The sequence below is a fragment of the Streptomyces sp. NPDC031379 genome, from assembly GCF_055569615.1.
The window spans coordinates 1-15947 of record NZ_JBVIIT010000038.1; the positions used below are offsets into that span (position 1 = coordinate 1).

Annotated in this window: 11 protein-coding genes; 5 read left to right on the forward strand and 6 right to left on the reverse strand. The window is 72.0% G+C overall.

What is annotated here, in order from left to right; translation table 11 throughout:
- Window positions 1-147: 147 nt before the first annotated feature.
- The 4 genes from ACZ5CW_RS37935 to ACZ5CW_RS37950 form a co-directional block, all read right to left on the reverse strand.
- Window positions 148-2688 (reverse strand): discoidin domain-containing protein, encoded by a 2541-nt coding sequence (locus ACZ5CW_RS37935; RefSeq protein ID WP_468609780.1) that lies wholly within the window; start codon window positions 2686-2688, stop codon window positions 148-150.
- A 159-nt stretch (window positions 2689-2847) separates the two neighbouring features.
- A complete protein-coding gene (locus ACZ5CW_RS37940; RefSeq protein ID WP_468609782.1) occupies window positions 2848-3645 on the reverse strand; it encodes an inositol monophosphatase family protein in 798 nt (265 codons plus the stop codon).
- Window positions 3646-3788: 143 nt separating this feature from the next.
- Window positions 3789-5585: an RICIN domain-containing protein gene (locus ACZ5CW_RS37945; protein WP_468609784.1), complete on the reverse strand. Its 1797-nt coding sequence runs from the start codon at window positions 5583-5585 to the stop codon at window positions 3789-3791.
- Between the two features lie 181 nt (window positions 5586-5766).
- A complete protein-coding gene (locus ACZ5CW_RS37950; protein ID WP_468609786.1) occupies window positions 5767-6951 on the reverse strand; it encodes an FAD-dependent oxidoreductase in 1185 nt (394 codons plus the stop codon).
- Window positions 6952-7243: 292 nt separating this feature from the next.
- On the opposite strand from ACZ5CW_RS37950, the gene ACZ5CW_RS37955 reads away from it, so the two are divergent.
- Window positions 7244-8251 carry a Ppx/GppA family phosphatase gene (locus ACZ5CW_RS37955; protein ID WP_468609788.1) on the forward strand — a complete coding sequence of 336 codons (1008 nt, stop codon included), beginning with the start codon at window positions 7244-7246 and terminating at the stop codon, window positions 8249-8251.
- Window positions 8252-8404: 153 nt separating this feature from the next.
- Entirely contained in the window at window positions 8405-8563 is a 159-nt protein-coding gene (locus tag ACZ5CW_RS37960) for a hypothetical protein (RefSeq protein ID WP_468609790.1), read from the forward strand.
- A gap of 36 nt (window positions 8564-8599) precedes the next feature.
- Here ACZ5CW_RS37960 and ACZ5CW_RS37965 read toward each other — a convergent pair whose 3' ends face one another.
- Together ACZ5CW_RS37965 and ACZ5CW_RS37970 are read right to left on the reverse strand one after the other, a co-directional pair.
- On the reverse strand, window positions 8600-9718 hold the full coding sequence (locus tag ACZ5CW_RS37965; RefSeq protein WP_468609792.1) for a GNAT family N-acetyltransferase: 1119 nt from the start codon (window positions 9716-9718) through the stop codon (window positions 8600-8602).
- A 264-nt stretch (window positions 9719-9982) separates the two neighbouring features.
- Window positions 9983-10855, reverse strand: a complete 873-nt coding sequence (locus ACZ5CW_RS37970; RefSeq protein ID WP_468609794.1) for a helix-turn-helix transcriptional regulator — start codon at window positions 10853-10855, stop codon at window positions 9983-9985.
- 139 nt (window positions 10856-10994) lie between these two features.
- Between ACZ5CW_RS37970 and ACZ5CW_RS37975 the strand changes: the two genes are divergently transcribed.
- The 3 genes from ACZ5CW_RS37975 to ACZ5CW_RS37985 all read left to right on the forward strand — a co-directional run bounded on the left by ACZ5CW_RS37975 (window position 10995) and on the right by ACZ5CW_RS37985 (window position 15907).
- A complete protein-coding gene (locus ACZ5CW_RS37975; RefSeq protein WP_468609796.1) occupies window positions 10995-11747 on the forward strand; it encodes an SDR family oxidoreductase in 753 nt (250 codons plus the stop codon).
- Between the two features lie 649 nt (window positions 11748-12396).
- Complete coding sequence (locus tag ACZ5CW_RS37980; protein ID WP_468609886.1) at window positions 12397-14568, forward strand: glycoside hydrolase family 31 protein; 2172 nt, start codon at window positions 12397-12399, stop codon at window positions 14566-14568.
- A gap of 130 nt (window positions 14569-14698) precedes the next feature.
- A complete protein-coding gene (locus ACZ5CW_RS37985) occupies window positions 14699-15907 on the forward strand; it encodes a chitinase (RefSeq protein WP_468609798.1) in 1209 nt (402 codons plus the stop codon).
- The last annotated feature ends 40 nt before the right edge of the window (window positions 15908-15947 follow it).

Genomic DNA, 15947 nt, shown 5'->3' on the forward strand with positions numbered 1-15947 from the left:
CCCCCCCCCCCCCCCCCCCCCCCCCCCCCCCCCCCCCCCCCCCCCCCCCCCCCCCCCCCCCCCCCCCCCCCCCCCCCCCCCCCCCCCCACCCCCCTCCCCCCCCCCCCCCCCCCCCCCCCCCCCCCCCCCCCCCCCCCCGGCGCGGGCTACGGGAAGGACGTCACCTTGGAGGGGACGGTGCTGGTGCCCGAGGTGGGTGCGCCGGTGCTGTTGACGACATGGGCGTACTGGCCCATGCCGCCGAGGGAGATGACCTGCAGGTCGTGCATCCTGATGCCGGAGGTCGTGGGCACCTGGAAACCGTGGGCCTGGACGATCGACGGATCGGCCGTGTAGTTGCAGTAGCTGCCCAGGCCCCACGCCTCGTGGGTGGTGACGGAGTCGGCGACCTTGTAGGCCGCGTAGCCGGTGATGCCGTCGTGGGTGACGGCGGCGGCGTTCGGGGCGTCGTACGCCTTCTCGTTCTGGAAGAAGATCGTCCGGCCGCGCTCTCCGTTCCAGTAGGCGTCGTACTTGTTGAAGTGTTCGACGAACAGGCCGGTGGCGAGGACGTCGTCGCCGTTCACGCGCAGTCCGTAGTCGGCGCGGTTGGTGTCCCAGCCGACTCCGCTGCCGTGGTCGGCGCGCCAGATCCAGGTGTGGTCGATGACGACGTCGTCGCTGTCGACCACCACGGAGTTGGTGGCGAGGCCGGGGCCGGCGCCGCCGATGCGGATGAACACGTCCTGCATGGTGGTGGGGTTGGCGGAGTGGTCGGCGCCGGCGCCGGGGGTGCCGATGCGCAGCAGGGTGTCGGAGTTGACCGGGCCCGCGTCGATGAGGAACCCGGCGAGCTTCACACCGTCGACGTCGGCGACGTGCATCGCGTCGACGCCGTTGTCCGGGATCAGGGTGGCGAGGCCGAGTCCGAGGACGACGGTGTTCGCGCGGGTGACGTCGATGGTCCGGTCGAGGTGGTAGACGCCGGGTGTGAAGAGGAGGTTGAGGCCCTGGGCGAGAGCGGCGTTGATGGTGGCCGCGGTCGCGCCCGGCTTCACGACGTAGAACTGGTCGAGCGGCAGGGACGTGCCCGCGTTCGCCGGCCAGGACACGCCCCGGGCGCCGGTGCGCTTGGCCGGGACGAACACCTTGTAGGCGGAGCCGTCCAGGTAGAGGAACGGCTTCTCGCGCGAGACCGGTGTCGTGTCCAGCGTGGTGTAGGGACCGGTGTCGAAGTCGGTCGCCGGTGCGCCCTGGACACCGGAGAAGGTCATGTTCCACACGCCGTTGGTCCAGCCGCCGACCGAGCTGTCGCGGGTGTACCACTGCTGCTGGGAGTACGGGCCGACCGTGCCGTCGATCTTGGAGTCCGCGATGTAGCCGCCGGAGGCCCAGCCGTAGCCGTTCGGGGCGAGGTTGAGGCCGCCCTGGACGTGGATGCGGCGGAAGGGGGCGGCCTGGGCGACGGCCCAGCGGTCGGTGCCGTTGGACGGCTTGATGGCGAGGTTCTCCGCCGAGCGCCAGAAGTTCTGGGTGGCGTTGCCGTTGAACCAGCCCGCGTCGACGGTGACGTCACCGTTGATCTGGGTGTCGTCGGGGTTCAGGCCGAGGCCGGAGATCGAGGTGTAGAAGCCGATCTGGGCGTTGATGCCGTTGTAGGTGCCCGGCTTGAGCAGGAACTGGTAGCGGCCGGTGCCGAACTGGCTCGACTCCTGCTGGGCGAAGACGTCGTCGAACTTCTGCTGCAGGTTCGGGGTGGAGGGGTCGACGACGATGACGTTCGGGCCGAGGTCGCCGCCGCCCTGGACGGGCGGGACCCCGGTGGAGCCGGTGTGCACGGCGACCTCCCACAGGGAGTAGCCGTAGCCCGTGCCGCGCGCGGTGCCGTGGATCCGGACGTACCGGCCGGAGCCGCTGACGTCGTACGAGGCCGTGCCGCCGGTCGCGCCGGTGACACTCTTCAGGGTGCTCCAGCTCTGCCCGTCGGAGGAGGCCTGGATCTGGAAGTCCTTGCCGTAGGCGGCCTCCCAGTTCAGGTCCACCTTGCACAGGTCCTTGACGGAGCCGAGGTCGACCTGCAGCCACTGCGGGTCGGCGGCCTGGCTGGACCAGCGGGTCGAGGTGCTGCCGTCGAAGGCGGCGGAGGCGGGGGTGCCGGCGTTCTCCGTGGAGGAGGCCGAAGCGGGCCTGCCCTGGGCGGAGTTGGCGGTGCCGCAGGTGGGCTGGGTGCCGCTCGTGCTGCCGAACACCTGGAACTCCCAGAGGGAGTAGCCCCATGAGGTCGCGCGGTGCACGCCGAGTAGGCGTACGTAGCGGCCCTGTCCGGACACGTCGAGCGTGTCGACGCCTCCGTCACCGCCGGTGACGGACTTCAGGTCGCTCCAGGCGGTGCCGTCCTTCGAGATCTGGACCTTGTAGTCCTTGCCGTAGGCGGCCTCCCAGTTGAGGACCACCTGGGTGACGGATGCGGTCGCCCCGAGATCGACCTGGATCCACTGGTCGTCGGTGGCGGCGGAGGACCAGCGGGTTCCCGTGTTTCCGTCGACCGCGTAGGCGGCGGTCGTGCCGTTGTTCTCCTCGGAGGACGCGGTGGCCGTCTTCCCCTGGGACAGGGGGGTTTCGGCCGCGCCGGCCGGGGTGTGGGTGAGGGGCAGGGCGATCAGCGCGGCCATGGCGGCCAGCGCGACCCCCAGGGGTCTCAGTCTCATGCGGTGCGGTCTCATGCGGCGGCTCCATGCGGATACGGGGGTCGACAGGCCGACCCCACGGCTTAGTTCATGTTTTGATTTAAGTGGTGAACCAAGCGGGCCACAAGCCTTCGGAAACCAAATACTTCAACTGCGACGCGGCGAACCGGGGTGATTTCCCTAGCCCTTGACCAGTTCCAGCAGTGCGGCGTGGGTCTCCGCGTCGGCCGCGGCGATCAGTCCGCCCGCACCGGTGAGCACGGGCTCGCCGTACAGTCCGGTCACCGTGCAGCCCGCCGCCCTGCACAGCGCGATCCCGGCCGCGAAGTGCACGCTGTCGCGCAGATCGCCGTCGGTCACATAGGCGGCCCGGCGACCGGCGGCGACCCAGGCGACGGCGAGGGTGCTGGAGACCACCCGGGGCCGGAACCGGGCGGCGAAGCCGGGGTGGGCCAGCAGGCGCGCGGCCTGGAAGCCGGGCGCGTTCGGGAACGGCGGATCGAGGTTGACGTCCACCAGCGCCGACCGGGGCGAGGGCGTCAGCTCCTCGTCGCCGCCGTCCCAGCGGCCCCGGGCCCGCGAGCCGTCGGTCCAGAAGACCTCGCCGCTGAACGGGTCGGCCGTCGCCGCGGCCGTGACCTCCGCGCCGACGCGCAGGGCGACGTTCACGCCGACGAGCATGGTGCGCACGGCGTAGTTGAGGGTGCCGCACAGTGGGTCGACCAGCCACCTGCGACGGGCACCGGCGGCGCCGGTGCGCCCGCTCTCCTCTCCTGTCACCGCGTCCTCGGGACGGGCCTCGCGCAGTACGTCGAGGATGGCACGCTCGGCGGCGAGGTCCGCCTCCGTCGCGAAGTCACCGGCGGACTTCTCGTAGCGCTCCAGCCGCTTGCCGTACAGGTCACGCACCACGTCCGCGCCGGCCCGGGCCGCGGTCACGGCCAGCCGGGCGTCGGATTCCCCGTTGCTGATCGACATGGGCGCAGCTTAGGCGGAACCGGACGGATGATCCATGCGGTCGCGCCCGAGCCCGCACAGGCCGGAGTGCCTGTGCGGGCGGGATGCCTGTGCGGGCGGGGGTGGCTGCGGCCGGGGAGCCGCGTGCGCTTCCGGGGCGTGGGCTACGCCCCGGCCGGGGTGAGGGACAGGGTCTGTTCGGCAGCGGTGCGGCCGCCGCCGACGGAACTCCCGCTGCGGTCCGTCCAGTTGCGCAGCGGTGTGGTCTCGGCGAGCCGGCCGGAGGTTCCGGAGAGGCCGAGCACGAGGCCGCTGTGGCGGTTGACGAGACGGTAGGTGCCGTCGCCGGAGGAGGACGGGATCACGAACCACTGCTGTCCGACGGTGGGCCCGCCGGCCCGTGCCGCGGTGACCGTGGGCCTGGCGCCCCAGGCACGGCCGGCAGTACCGGTGGAGTCGACGCCCAGCAGGCGGCCGCTCGCGGTGTCGGCAACGGTGAAGGCGCCGTCGCCGGTCGCGGCGAAGGTCCATGACTGGCATGCGGACCCGGCGGGCCCGGCGACCGAGGTGGTGGCGGAGCCGCCGGAGGCCTGGGCGAGGTACCGGCCCGCGCCACTGGCGATGCGGTAGCTGCGGCCGGTGTCCACGGGTGGGGCCGCGGGTGTGGAGGAACCGATGGTGATGTCGACGTACTCGCCCGAGGCGTCGTGGGAACAGCCGAAGGAGCAGTAGGAGCGGAAGGTCCTGCCGACGATCATGGAGCTGGTGCGGTTGGCGCTGTCCAGGAACCAGCGGTACCAGGATGCGTTCGTGTAGTCGCCGGTGTCCCCGATGAGGTGCCACTTCTGGGTGGTGAGGTCGTCGGTGGCGTACAGGTACTGGGGTGAGTCGCCGCTCTGGTCGACGGCCTGGGGCGCGCCGATGTACCGGCCGAGGTGGGCGTCGTAGGCGATGTTCATGACGAACAGCGGCGAGGTCGGGGGCATCTTCCCGGCCGCGATCTGCTCGGCGGCGGTGCCGGTACCGGCCGGGTCGTACTCGGCGGCGGCGGGGGTGTAGCCGGTGGGGTGGCCTGCGTCCACCGGGACGATGTTGCTCTCCCGGCCCGCGGTGCCGGGCTGGGACCAGGCGCCGTCGTACCACTTGCGCCAGGAGCCGGGCGCCATCTTCGCGGAGATCGGGGCGCGGGCCACGTGCTCGTAGAACGCCTTCCAGCCGCCGCTCTTGTCGACGATCCGCGAGCCGTAATAGACGTAGAAGTATCCGGAGGCGGTGTCGACGAACAGGCGCTGGTCGCCGTCGCCGTAGGAGTACGTCTGGTTCGGGAAGGCCGTCGTGTCACCGCGTTCGGTGCTGTACGGGGACGTGATCACATGGTCCTTGACGGCCCAGGTGCGCCCCTGGTCGGTGGAGACGGCGTAGTCGATGGCGTCGTAGTGCAGTCCGTCGCCGAAGGGCTGCGGGGTGAACTCGTTGTGCACCAGGCCGTACCAGTCGCCGGTGTCGGGGTCGACCCACATCCCGGACAGGTCGCAGTAGTTCTTCTGTGCGTAGCCGGATCCGCTGGGGGCGTACGTCGCCTCCCTGCCGGTGGGGCTGTTGTTGCAGCGCCAGGTGGTGTCGTCGTTGCGGTCGGCGGAGTTGGCCGGGTTCACCGCCTTGCTGAGCGTCTTGTCGTAGGTGGCGGTGTCGAAGTCCTTGCCGGTGTAGAAGTCCCAGACGCGCGGGTCCTTGGCTCCGTAGAGCGCGGCGGACTGCTGGTAGTGGAACGTGCCGTCCTTGTCGATGTACGGGGTGGCGGGGGTGTCCGTGGGGTGGGTGAACGGTACCGGGGCCCCCACGGTCACGGTGTACGTGGTGTCGGCGGGGACCGCGGCCGACGCCGGGGACGCTGTGCCACCGCCCAGGACCAGGGCGGCGGTCGCGGCCGTGGCGCCGCCTGCTCTGCTCAAGAGTCGCACGGATGCTCCTTGTTGCCGAAGGGCCGGTTGCACGGAACGATCCGGCTCCGGCGGTTTCCCCGGCAATGGACTCCAGTGCTCCGCCTCTTGCACTTTCGCGAGGCGGCGTACGCCGGAGCCGGCGCGGGCAGGTGTGCGGGCGCGCCCTGCGGGAGCGTGCGTCCGGGCGAGGGCGTGCCGCTCAGTGCGGCTCGGGCGGGTCGGCGGACAGCGGTGTCTCCCAGTCCAGTTGGCGGACGAGTGCCTCGTCCGGCTCCGCCGGACGGGCCGGGCCGGGTGCCGGGCGGGACGGGGTGTGGCTGCCGCGCGAGAGGCCGCCGCTGACGGTGATGTTGCGCTCCGCCCGAGGCCGGCGGTGCATCTCGTACGCGGCGAACGCGCTCTCGGGGCCGGGCAGGTCGCGCAGTGCCTTGGCGAGGACGACGGCGTCCTCCAGGGCCATCGAGGCTCCCTGGCCGGTGGCCGGGGAGGCCGCGTGGGCGGCGTCGCCGACGAGCAGGATGCGCCCGGACCGCCACGCGGCGCCGAGGGGCAGTTCGGTGGCGTCGGTGACCATGATCGCGTCGGTGGAGGCCGCGACGAGGCCGGCGGCGGGTGTGGGGTCCGTGCGCAGCAGCGGCAGCAGCTGCTCGCGCAGCTCGGCGGACACTCCCGCGGGGGCGCTCGCGGGCAGCGGGTCCCCGCCGACGCGGGCGAACCAGTACGTCTCCCCCGTGGGCGACACCGCGTAGCCGAAGGCCGCCTCGCTGCCCCGCACCATGGTGATGGTGCCGGCCGGACCGGCTGGTGGTGCGGTGCGGGTGTAACCGTAGAAGACGCGCTGGCCCGCGTACGTGGGCCGCACGCCGGGCGTGATGAGCCGGCGGACGGTCGAGTTCAGGCCGTCGGCGCCGATGAGCAGGTCGCCGGTGGCGCTGGTGCCGTCGGCGAAGCGGGCGGTGATGCCGTCGGGGCCGTCCGTCAGGGACTGAAGTGCCCTGCCGTGGCGCAGGGGGATCCCGCGCCGGGCCGCCTCGCCCTGAAGGGCCGCGTTGAGTTCGCCGCGGCGCAGGCAACGGTAGCGCAGGGCAGGGTCGGCGGCCTCTCCGAGCGGTGCGTGCGCCACCTCGGTGCCCCGGCTGTCGAGCAGCCGCAGGGAAGTCAGCGGAAAACCGATGGCCGTGACGGCGTCCGTGGCGTCGAGTTGCGCCAGTGCGCGCATGCCGTTGCTCGCCAGGGTCAGGAACGCGCCGATGTCCTCGGCCGTGTCGGGGTGCGCCTCGAACACGGTGACGTCGTGTCCGGCCTTGTGCAGGCCCAGCGCGGTCGCGGTCCCCGCGATGCCGCCGCCGATCACCAGTGCCTTCGCCGCGTCCGTTCCGGTCACGTGCCGCTCCCCGTGCCGACAGTGGTCGTCAAGACCGTCCAAGTGGTCGTCAAGACCATCTAAGGGCAGCGCGGGCCGTACGGCGGCTCGGGGGGCAGAGATCCGGACAACGCGGGAGCAGGGGGTGTCCGGCCGGGTGCCCGGCCCTGGGGCCGCGGCCCGTGCGCCTCGTGCCACCGGTCCGCGTCGGGCCGCCGCGCGAGCCGGTCCTGAGGCACGCGGCGGGGACCCTGTGCATCGGCACGCCCCCCGTGTGACGGGTGGTCACCCGTGAAGTGGGTACGTCCCGGCCATGCGGGTGAGTGTGGTGGACGCGGGGTCGAACACGGTGCGGTTGATGATCGCGGACGTGGAGGGTGGCATTCCGCTGCCGGTGCACACCGTCAAGTGGAAGCTGCGCCTGTCCGAACAGGTGGGTCCGGACGGCACCATCGCCGACGAGGCGGTGGAGCGGCTGGTCAAGGCGGTGGCCGCGGCGGGTGCCACGGCCCGGAGATGGCATGCGGCGGGTCCGCTGGCCTTCGCGACGACGGTGGTCCGCGGCGCCCCCAACCGGCACGACGTGCTGCAGCGGGTGGCGTCCCAAACCGGGATCCGCCTGTGCACCCTGCCGGGTGAGACCGAGGCCGAGCTGACCTTCCTGGCCGCGCGCCGCTGGCTGGGCTGGAACGCGGGCCCCCTGGCGCTGCTCGACATCGGCGGCGGTTCCCTGGAGGTGGCCTTCGGCAGGGGGCGGCTGCCCGACTTCGCCGCCTCCCTGCCGCTGGGCGCGAGCCGGCTGACGCGCGAGTACCTGGGTCTGACGGACCCGCCCGGACCGGGCGAGCTGAAGGAGCTGCGCCGCCGGATCCGCCATGAACTGCGGGACGTGGCCTCGCGGATCCGCTGGGAGCGGCCGCGCACCGCCGCCGTCTCCTCCCGTACGTTCCAGCAGCTGGCCCGGCTGTGCGGGGCCGCGCCCGGACGGTACGGCCCCTTCGTGCAGCGCGAGTTGAACTGCCGCGAACTGCGCGAGGCGGTGCGCACCCTCGCCGCGCTGCCCGCCGCCGAGCGCGGTCAGCTCCCCGGTATCTCCGCACCCCGGTCGGCCCAGAGCCTGGCCGGTGCCGTCGTCGGCCACACCGCGCTCAAACTCATGGGCCTGCGCCGGGCCGTGGTGTGCCCGTGGGCGATCCGCGAGGGCGTCCTGCTCCGGTACATCGAGGACGGCGCCGACTGGTGGACGGACGCCACCGGGACCGCCGACCCCGCGACACCGCCCCTCTCGACGACCCTGCGCATCGCGACTCCGTCCGCGTAACCCCCGGCTGGGCATGCCCGTACGGCCTCACGTCGATCACGATCGGGAACGAAACGGCTCGCCCCCTCTCGTCGCCACGGCGGCGGCCATGGTCCTCGTCGGCTGCGACAGCGGTGGTAGTCGCCCGGCGACGGCGGGCGGCAGCGGCTGGCCGTGGCCGCGCCGCCGCTCACCGACCCGGCCGCCCTCTGTCTCGCCCGGGATCGGGGGCTGTTCGCCAGGGAGGGGCCACCCGGCCGGATCACCACGCGGAGCCTGCCGGGCTTCGTGGCGCTGCGCACGGAGGCCGGACGGGCGGTGCGCGGCGGCTGAGGCGTGTGCCGCCGGCACCCAGGGCGTCCGTCCCGGTCAGTCACGACGCGTGCGGGCGGCCTCCTGAGCGCGGGTGCGCGCCGAACCGACGGTCCTCAGCAGCCGGTCGGCGGGTTCGCGCAGCCGCGGGTGGGCCAGCACCGTGTTCCGCAGGCCGCGTACCGGTCTGCGCCACAGGCGCTGTGCCAGCGCGACCGGATGCGGGCGGTCGGCGAAGCCTTCCCCGACCCGCAGTTCGCGGGTCTTCAGCCAGTCCTTGTACTCCTTGTCGCCGCGCCCGAGGTCGACGAGGGTCACGCCGTGCCGGGCGGCCGCCTCGGCGGTCCTCAGGTGCATCATCAACCCGGGCGAGTAGTAGTGCAGTTCGGGGTCGTACGCGGTGAACCAGGCCGCCAGTACGGTGCTCGACCGGGGGCCGAAGTGCGCCGCCACCGGCCGGTCGCCCGCGTACAGCACGGACAGCACCCCGGTGAAGTGCTCCTCGCGGACATGGAACAGATGGTCGACCAGGCCGACGATCCAGGGCCGGGAGAACCGGTCCATGCGGCCGGTCCTGCGGTACTGCGCGGACTTCCACCGCATGAGGGTGCGCAGCATCTCCGGGTCCCGTTCGTCGAACACGAACCGCACGTCGCCGACGTCCCGGCCGAGCCGGCGTTCCTTCTTCAGGGTCGTCTTCGCCAGCCCCGGATACGCGCCGCGCAGCCACTCCGGGTAGCTGCCGTCACCCGGTTTCACATCGATCACCGGTGAGGCGAAGGTGCCGGTGACATGGGGGGAGAACGGTTCCTGTTCCTGAACGAGATGGTCGAACTCGAAGATGCTGAGCCCGCAGGCCCGCAGCAGCTCCTCCGGGCGCCAGGTGACGCCCGGCCGGTGCACGAGGGCCTGGCAGTCGGACAGTCCGAGCCCGATGGCCCGCCCGGTGCCGAACGGCCCCCGCTCGTAGGGGAAGAAGCCGACCGGCTCCCCGCCCTCGCGCAGCACGGCCACGCGGACCCCGCGCCGGAACCGGCCGACCCCGATCGCGAACTCCGGCGCCAGGAAGGGATTGGCGTACTCGGGCGACTCGTCCATCGCCCGGTGCCAGGCGCCGCGCAGCTCGGACGTCAGTTCGCCGGGTCTGTGGATGCTGATAAGGCTCATGGATCGCATGGGCGATCGCTCCCCCCATGACGCGCCGGGCGCGTCCTGCCATTGGTTCCTGTGTCCGCCGATCCCCGCCGCGCGTGCCGTTCCGCGATCGGCCGCCGGGATGCCGAACCGTGGGACAGGGATCAAACCTCGCGAAACAGCACGCACGCTGTCAAGGGTGCCTCAGGCGACGGAAGGTTCGCCACGGGTATGCGGACATCGGTGACGACTCAGGATGCAGGGTGCGTTTTCGCCGGAGCCGAGCCAGGCCGCCCCCGGCCGCTGTCAGCCGTGCTGCCGTCCCGGCCGGTCCGCCGTGGCCGTCAGGTCCTGGGTGCCGATCACGGAGAGCAGTTCCAGTCGGGCAGCGCCCTCGGTGCCGGGCGGGGCGCTGAACCACAGCAGGCGCTGCCGGCCGTCCTCGCTGAACAGGTTGTGGCAGTCCAGTTCGATGATGCCGAGCGCGGGATGGACGATCCGCTTGTGGTCGGTGCGGCGCAGGGCCACCTCCCGCTCTTCCCAGAGCGCGGCGAACTCCTCGCTGCGGCGGCGCAGCGCGGCCACCAGCCGGACGACGTCGGGGTCCCCGGCCCGGCGGGCCGCGACCGCCCGGAGGTCGGCGGTGAACACCCTGGAGTGGTGCGGATGGTCCTCCGCCGGGTAGACCGCGCGGGCGCCGGGCTCGGTGAACCAGCGGTACACGAAGCTCGCTTCGAGTCCGCGTCCGACCGGTGCCGGTCCGAGGAGGGCCACGGCGAGGGGGTTCTGCGCGAGGGGCTCGTGCAGGTCGGTGATGACCTGGGCCGGGGTGGTGGTGAGCCGGTCCAGCAGGCCGAGCAGGGCGGGCTGGGCGTGTGCGGTGACGCCGTGGGCGGCGGCCGGGAGCGGGCGGTCGGCGAGGTGGAAGAGGTGGTCGCGTTCGTCGCCGCTCAGCCGGAGCGCGCGGGCGAGAGCGGCGACCACCTGCGCGGACGGCTGGGCGCCGCGCGCGCGTTCCAGCTCCGTGTAGTAGTCGGCGGAGAGCCCGGCCAGCTGGGCGACCTCCTCGCGCCGCAGACCCGGCACCCGGCGGCGGGGCCCGGCCGGCAGACCGACGTCGGCCGGGCGAACCCTGTCGCGCCGGGACTTCAGGAACGCGGCGAGTTCGGAGTGGTTCACCTGCCCATGGTCACAGCTGTGGCGCCGCGTATCCAGGGGTTGCCGACCCCAGGGTGAGCCGAGCCGTGGCCGGCCCACGGACCGCGCTCCAGGCTGGGGTCACGAACGGGCGGCCCGCCCCTGTCAGTCAGGAGTCACCATGTCCCACCCCGGCACCACCCCCGCGCCCCGCGTCGCCGTCGTCACCGGCGGCTCCCGCGGGATCGGCCGCGAGACGGTGCGCCGGCTGGCCGCCGACGGCTACGCCGTGGTCGTCGGCTACGCGGGCAACCGCGAACTGGCCGAGGCCGCCGTCGAGGAGGCCACCGCCGCCGGCGGCCGCGCGGTCGCCGTCCGGGCCGACGTCGCCGACGAGCAGCAGGTCGCCGCACTGTTCGAGACCGCCGCCGACGAGTTCGGCGGAGTCGACGTCGTCGTGCACGCGGCCGGCCGGATGTACCTCGCGCCGGTCGCCGAGCTGGACCTGGCGGAGCTGGACGCCATGCACCGCACGAACATCCGGGGCACGTTCGTGATCGCCCGGCAGGCGGCGCGGACGCTGCGCCGGGGCGGTGCGTTCGTCGCCTTCTCCACCTCCGTGGTCGGTCTGTCCTTCCCGTCCTACGGGGCCTACAGCGCCAGCAAGGGCGCGGTGGAGGCCCTGACCCTGGTGCTGGCGCGCGAGCTGCGCGGCCGGGACGTCACCGTGAACGCCGTCGCCCCGGGGCCCACGGCCACCGATCTGTTCCTCGAGGGCAAGGACGAGGAGACCATCGCCGCGCTGGCCGCCCAGCCGCCGCTGGAGCGCCTCGGCACACCCGCCGACATCGCCGAGGTGGTGGCCTTCCTCGCCTCCCCGGCCGGCCACTGGGTCAACGGCCAGGTGGTCCGCGCCAATGGCGGCATCGTCTGACACCCCTCGTCCCGCAAGCCGCGGGGCGGTGACGGACCGTACGCGGTATTGACATGAACCTGTGCCAACCCCGAGGCTTCGTGCTTGAAGTTGCTCGATTAACGCTCATTTCAAGCGTCTCCGAGCATTCTCAGCAAGGACAGTCAATCCGCAAGGGTGCGAGGGGAGCTGTTCCGCCGTGCGAAGACTCCGACATCGTGTGCCGTGGCCGGCCTGGGTTCCGCTGGGGCTGGCGACCGCCCTGGCCGGGACCGTGCTGGCGGGCCCGGTGCCCGCCGAGGCCGCCGCCACCGCCACCGGCGCCGTGCTGGACCCCGCTCACAGCAGCGTCGGCTGGCAGAGCCCGGTCTACGCCAAAGGCACCGGCGGCGGCACCGAGAGCTGCCCCGATGCCGCCGCCGACCCCGACAACAAGGTCTGCGACCGCTTCGACCTGACCGTCTCGGTGCCGGAGGGCTACTGGGACGACAACCCCGAGGGCGGCATCCCGCTGTCGATCAAGTGGGAGCACCCCTCGGACGACTTCGACCTGTACGTCTACGACGACCACGGCAAGCAGGTGGCGTCCAGCGCGGGCACCGCCGACCCCGAGGCCACGGTGATCCCGCGGGCCTCGGGCACTTACCACGTGCTCGTCGTGCCGTACGACGTGCACGACAACTCCTTCACCGGCACCGCGTACCTGCCCGCGACCACGGACGCCGGTGACCTCACGTCCTTCTCGGGCGGCGACGGCAGCTACACCATCGGGGCCGGGCAACTCACGGCCCGCGCCGACTTCCTGCAGGGCGGTCGGCTACGGCTCCAGGCCGACCCGTCCGGCTCGCTGAGCGATCCGGCGGGTACGGCGATCGTGCGCGAGCGACCCGCGCTCCAGCGGCACACCTCCTCCTTCGACGCGGGCGACTACTACGGCATCCGCTCCCCCGAGGCCGTCCTGCGCGTGTACAAAAAGCCGCTGCGCTTCGGCCTGTACAAGCCCGACAACCGCACCCGGATCTGGCAGGAGGACAAGCCGCTGCGCTGGTCGACCGGCGGCATGCGGCAGAGCCTGACGCGAGGCACGGACGAGCAGTTCTTCGGCGGCGGCGAGCAGAACGGCAGCTTCTCGCACCGCGGGCGGACGATGTACGTGGCGAACAGCTTCGACTGGAACGAGGGCGGCTACAACAACTCCCAGCCGTTCTACCTCTCCAGCGCGGGCTACGGCGTCTTCCGCAACACCTTCGCGCCGGGCGTGTACACCTTCGGCCGGCCGGTCACCACCGGGCAGCAGGAACGGCGGCTTGACGCCTACTACTTCCTCGGTGACGCGAAGCAAGTCATCGGCAAGTACACGGCGTTGGTCGGCAAGCCCTTCATGCCGCCGGTCTACGGCCTCGAACCCGGCGACTCCGACTGCTACCTGCACAACGTCAACCGGGGCGAGCGGCACACCCTGGACGCGCTGAAGGTAGCCGACGGGTACACCGAGCACCAGATGCCGCTCGGCTGGATGCTGGTCAACGACGGCTACGGCTGCGGGTACGAGAACCTGGAGCAGACCGCCAAGGGCCTCCAGGACCACAACGCCCAGCTCGGCCTGTGGACCCAGGACGGCATCGACAAGCTCGCCGACCAGGTGAAGGCGGGCCAGCGGGTGGCCAAGCTCGACGTGGCCTGGGTCGGCAACGGCTACAAGTTCGCGCTGGACGCCTGCGACGCGGCGAAGAAGGGCATCGAGGACAACAGCGACGCGCGCGGTTTCGTCTGGCTGCCGGTGTCCTGGGCGGGCGCGCAGCGGTGCGGGGTGCTGTGGAGCGGTGACCAGAAGCTGTCCTGGGACTACATCCGCTGGCAGATCCCGACCTACGCCGGGGCGACCATGTCCGGCATCGCCTACAACACCGGTGACGTGGGCAGCATCTATCGCCACGACGCCAAGATGTACGCCCGCGACCTGCAGTGGAAGGCGTTCCTGCCGGCCATCATGACCATGGACGGCTGGGCCTCGGACATCACCACCGGCAAGCCGGCCGACCAGCAGCCCTGGCTCGACGGGGAGCCGTACACCTCCGTCAACCGCAAGTACCTCCAGCTCAAGGAGCGGTTGCTGCCGTACATGTACACCCTGTCGGCCGAGGCGGCGAAGTCGGGCGTGGGCGCGGTGCGTCCGCTCTGGCTGGAGTACCCGGACGACCCGAACACCCTTGGCGATCAGGCCGAGTACGAGTTCCTGTCGGGCCGCGACTTCCTCGTCGCCCCGGTCTACCAGGACTCCGACACCCGCGACGGCATCTACCTGCCGAAGGGCACCTGGACCGACTACTGGACCGGGCGCACCTACCGGGGGCCGACCACGCTGAACGGCTACCACGCACCGCTCGACACGCTCCCGCTGTTCGTGCGCGAGGGTGCGGTCGTGCCCATGTGGCCCAAGGGGACGACGAGTTGGCAGACCCGCGACCGGCACGAGCTGGACTGGGACCTGTATCCGGCCGCCCACGGCACGAGCAGCTACACGCTGTACGAGGACGACGGCGTGACGCGTGACTTCGCCAGGGGTTCCGCCGCCACCCAGCGGGTCTCGATGCGCACCGACGCCCGGGGGACGACCGTGACGGTGGGCGCGAGCGAGGGCGACTACGCGGGCAAGGTGGACGCCCGGACGTACCGGTTCACGGTGCACGGCGACTCCGCGCCCGCGCGCGTTCTCCTCGACGGGCACGGGCTCCCGCGCTCCGCCTGGTCGTACGACCCCGGCACCCACGTCACGACGATCACGACACCGAGCCGGTCACTGGACCGGGGCTTCGCCCTGCGACTGGTCGACGGAAGGTAAAGAGATCGTATGGTCTAGTCCAAAGAGCGCGTTGGTCTAGTCCAACTCATTGACGTGATCGCGACACCTCCCAGAGGGTGGGGCTCCCCGCTCCGGGGCCTTCTCCCCCCTCACCCTCTGGAGGTACGCAGTGAGACGTCTTCGGGCATGTCTGGGCGCGGCGGCGGTCGTCACGGTCGCCGCCGCGGGCACGACGGCGCTGGTCGCGAGCAACGCCTCGGGCGCGACCAGCGCGCTCAGCGACCGCTGGTACGCCGCGGCCCCGTATCTGATGCCACTGGACAACGACCCGCCGGACGCGGCCGCCATCATGGACGCCACCGGCCTCAAGGCCTTCCAGCTGGCCTTCGTCCTCGCCCCCGACGACGGCGGCTGCACGCCGACCTGGGGCGGGACGGCGCCCATCCCCTCGGACACGGCCGTGCAGTCGGTGATCAACACCATCCGCGCCAAGGGCGGTGACGTCTCGGTCTCCATCGGCGGCTACGGCGGCACCAAGCTCGGCCAGGCCTGCGCGGACCCGGCCTCGACGGCGGCGGCCTACCAGCAGGTCATCACCAAGTACGGGCTGCACGCCATCGACTTCGACCTGGAGGAGCCGGAGTACGAGAACAGCGCGGCCATCAGGAACGAGATCGGCGCCGCGAAGATCCTCCAGCAGAACAACCCGGGGCTGTACGTGTCCGTGACTACGGCCGGCACGGCGGACGGCACCGGCTGGTTCGGCAAGCAGATGCTGCTGGAGGCCAAGTCGCAGGGGTTCACCCCGAACAACTTCTCCATCATGCCGTTCGACGGCGGTTTCAACGGGGCCGCGAGCCAGACCAGCGCGCTGACCCACTTCAACTCGATCCTGCAGTCGACCTTCGGCTGGGACCAGGCGACCGCGTACGCCCACGAGGGCTTCTCCGGCATGAACGGCCGCAGCGACACGGGCGAGTACTTCTCCCAGGCGGACTTCCAGAGCGTGCTCGACTACGCGACCACCCACCACATGGACCGATTCACGTTCTGGTCCCTGAACCGGGACCGGCAGTGCACCCCGGCCGACAACGGGGGCCGTACGTCCGGCACCTGCTCCAGCGTGGCGCAGAACTCCTGGGACTTCGCCAAGTACTCGGTGAAGTTCGCCGGCGTCACCCCGCCGACCGGCACTCCCACCCCCACCCCCACGCCGACGCCCGGCTCCTGCAAGACGGCCTGGGTCGCGTCGGCGGTGTACACGGCCGGGAGCGAGGTCTCCCACAACAAGCACAACTGGAAGGCCAAGTGGTGGACCCAGAACGAGGCGCCCGGCGCCTCGGAATGGGGGCCGTGGCAGGACGAGGGCGCCTGCTGAGCCTGCCGGGACCGCCTGCTCTCTTGACGTGTCCGGTTCA

Coding starts and splice junctions, on each gene's coding strand:
- ACZ5CW_RS37935 (WP_468609780.1), bottom strand. CDS start 2,688: ATGAGACTGAGACCCCTGGGGGTCGCGCTGGCCGCCATGGCCGCGCTG.
- ACZ5CW_RS37940 (WP_468609782.1), bottom strand. CDS start 3,645: ATGTCGATCAGCAACGGGGAATCCGACGCCCGGCTGGCCGTGACCGCG.
- ACZ5CW_RS37955 (WP_468609788.1), top strand. CDS start 7,244: ATGCGGGTGAGTGTGGTGGACGCGGGGTCGAACACGGTGCGGTTGATG.
- ACZ5CW_RS37965 (WP_468609792.1), bottom strand. CDS start 9,718: ATGCGATCCATGAGCCTTATCAGCATCCACAGACCCGGCGAACTGACG.
- ACZ5CW_RS37975 (WP_468609796.1), top strand. CDS start 10,995: ATGTCCCACCCCGGCACCACCCCCGCGCCCCGCGTCGCCGTCGTCACC.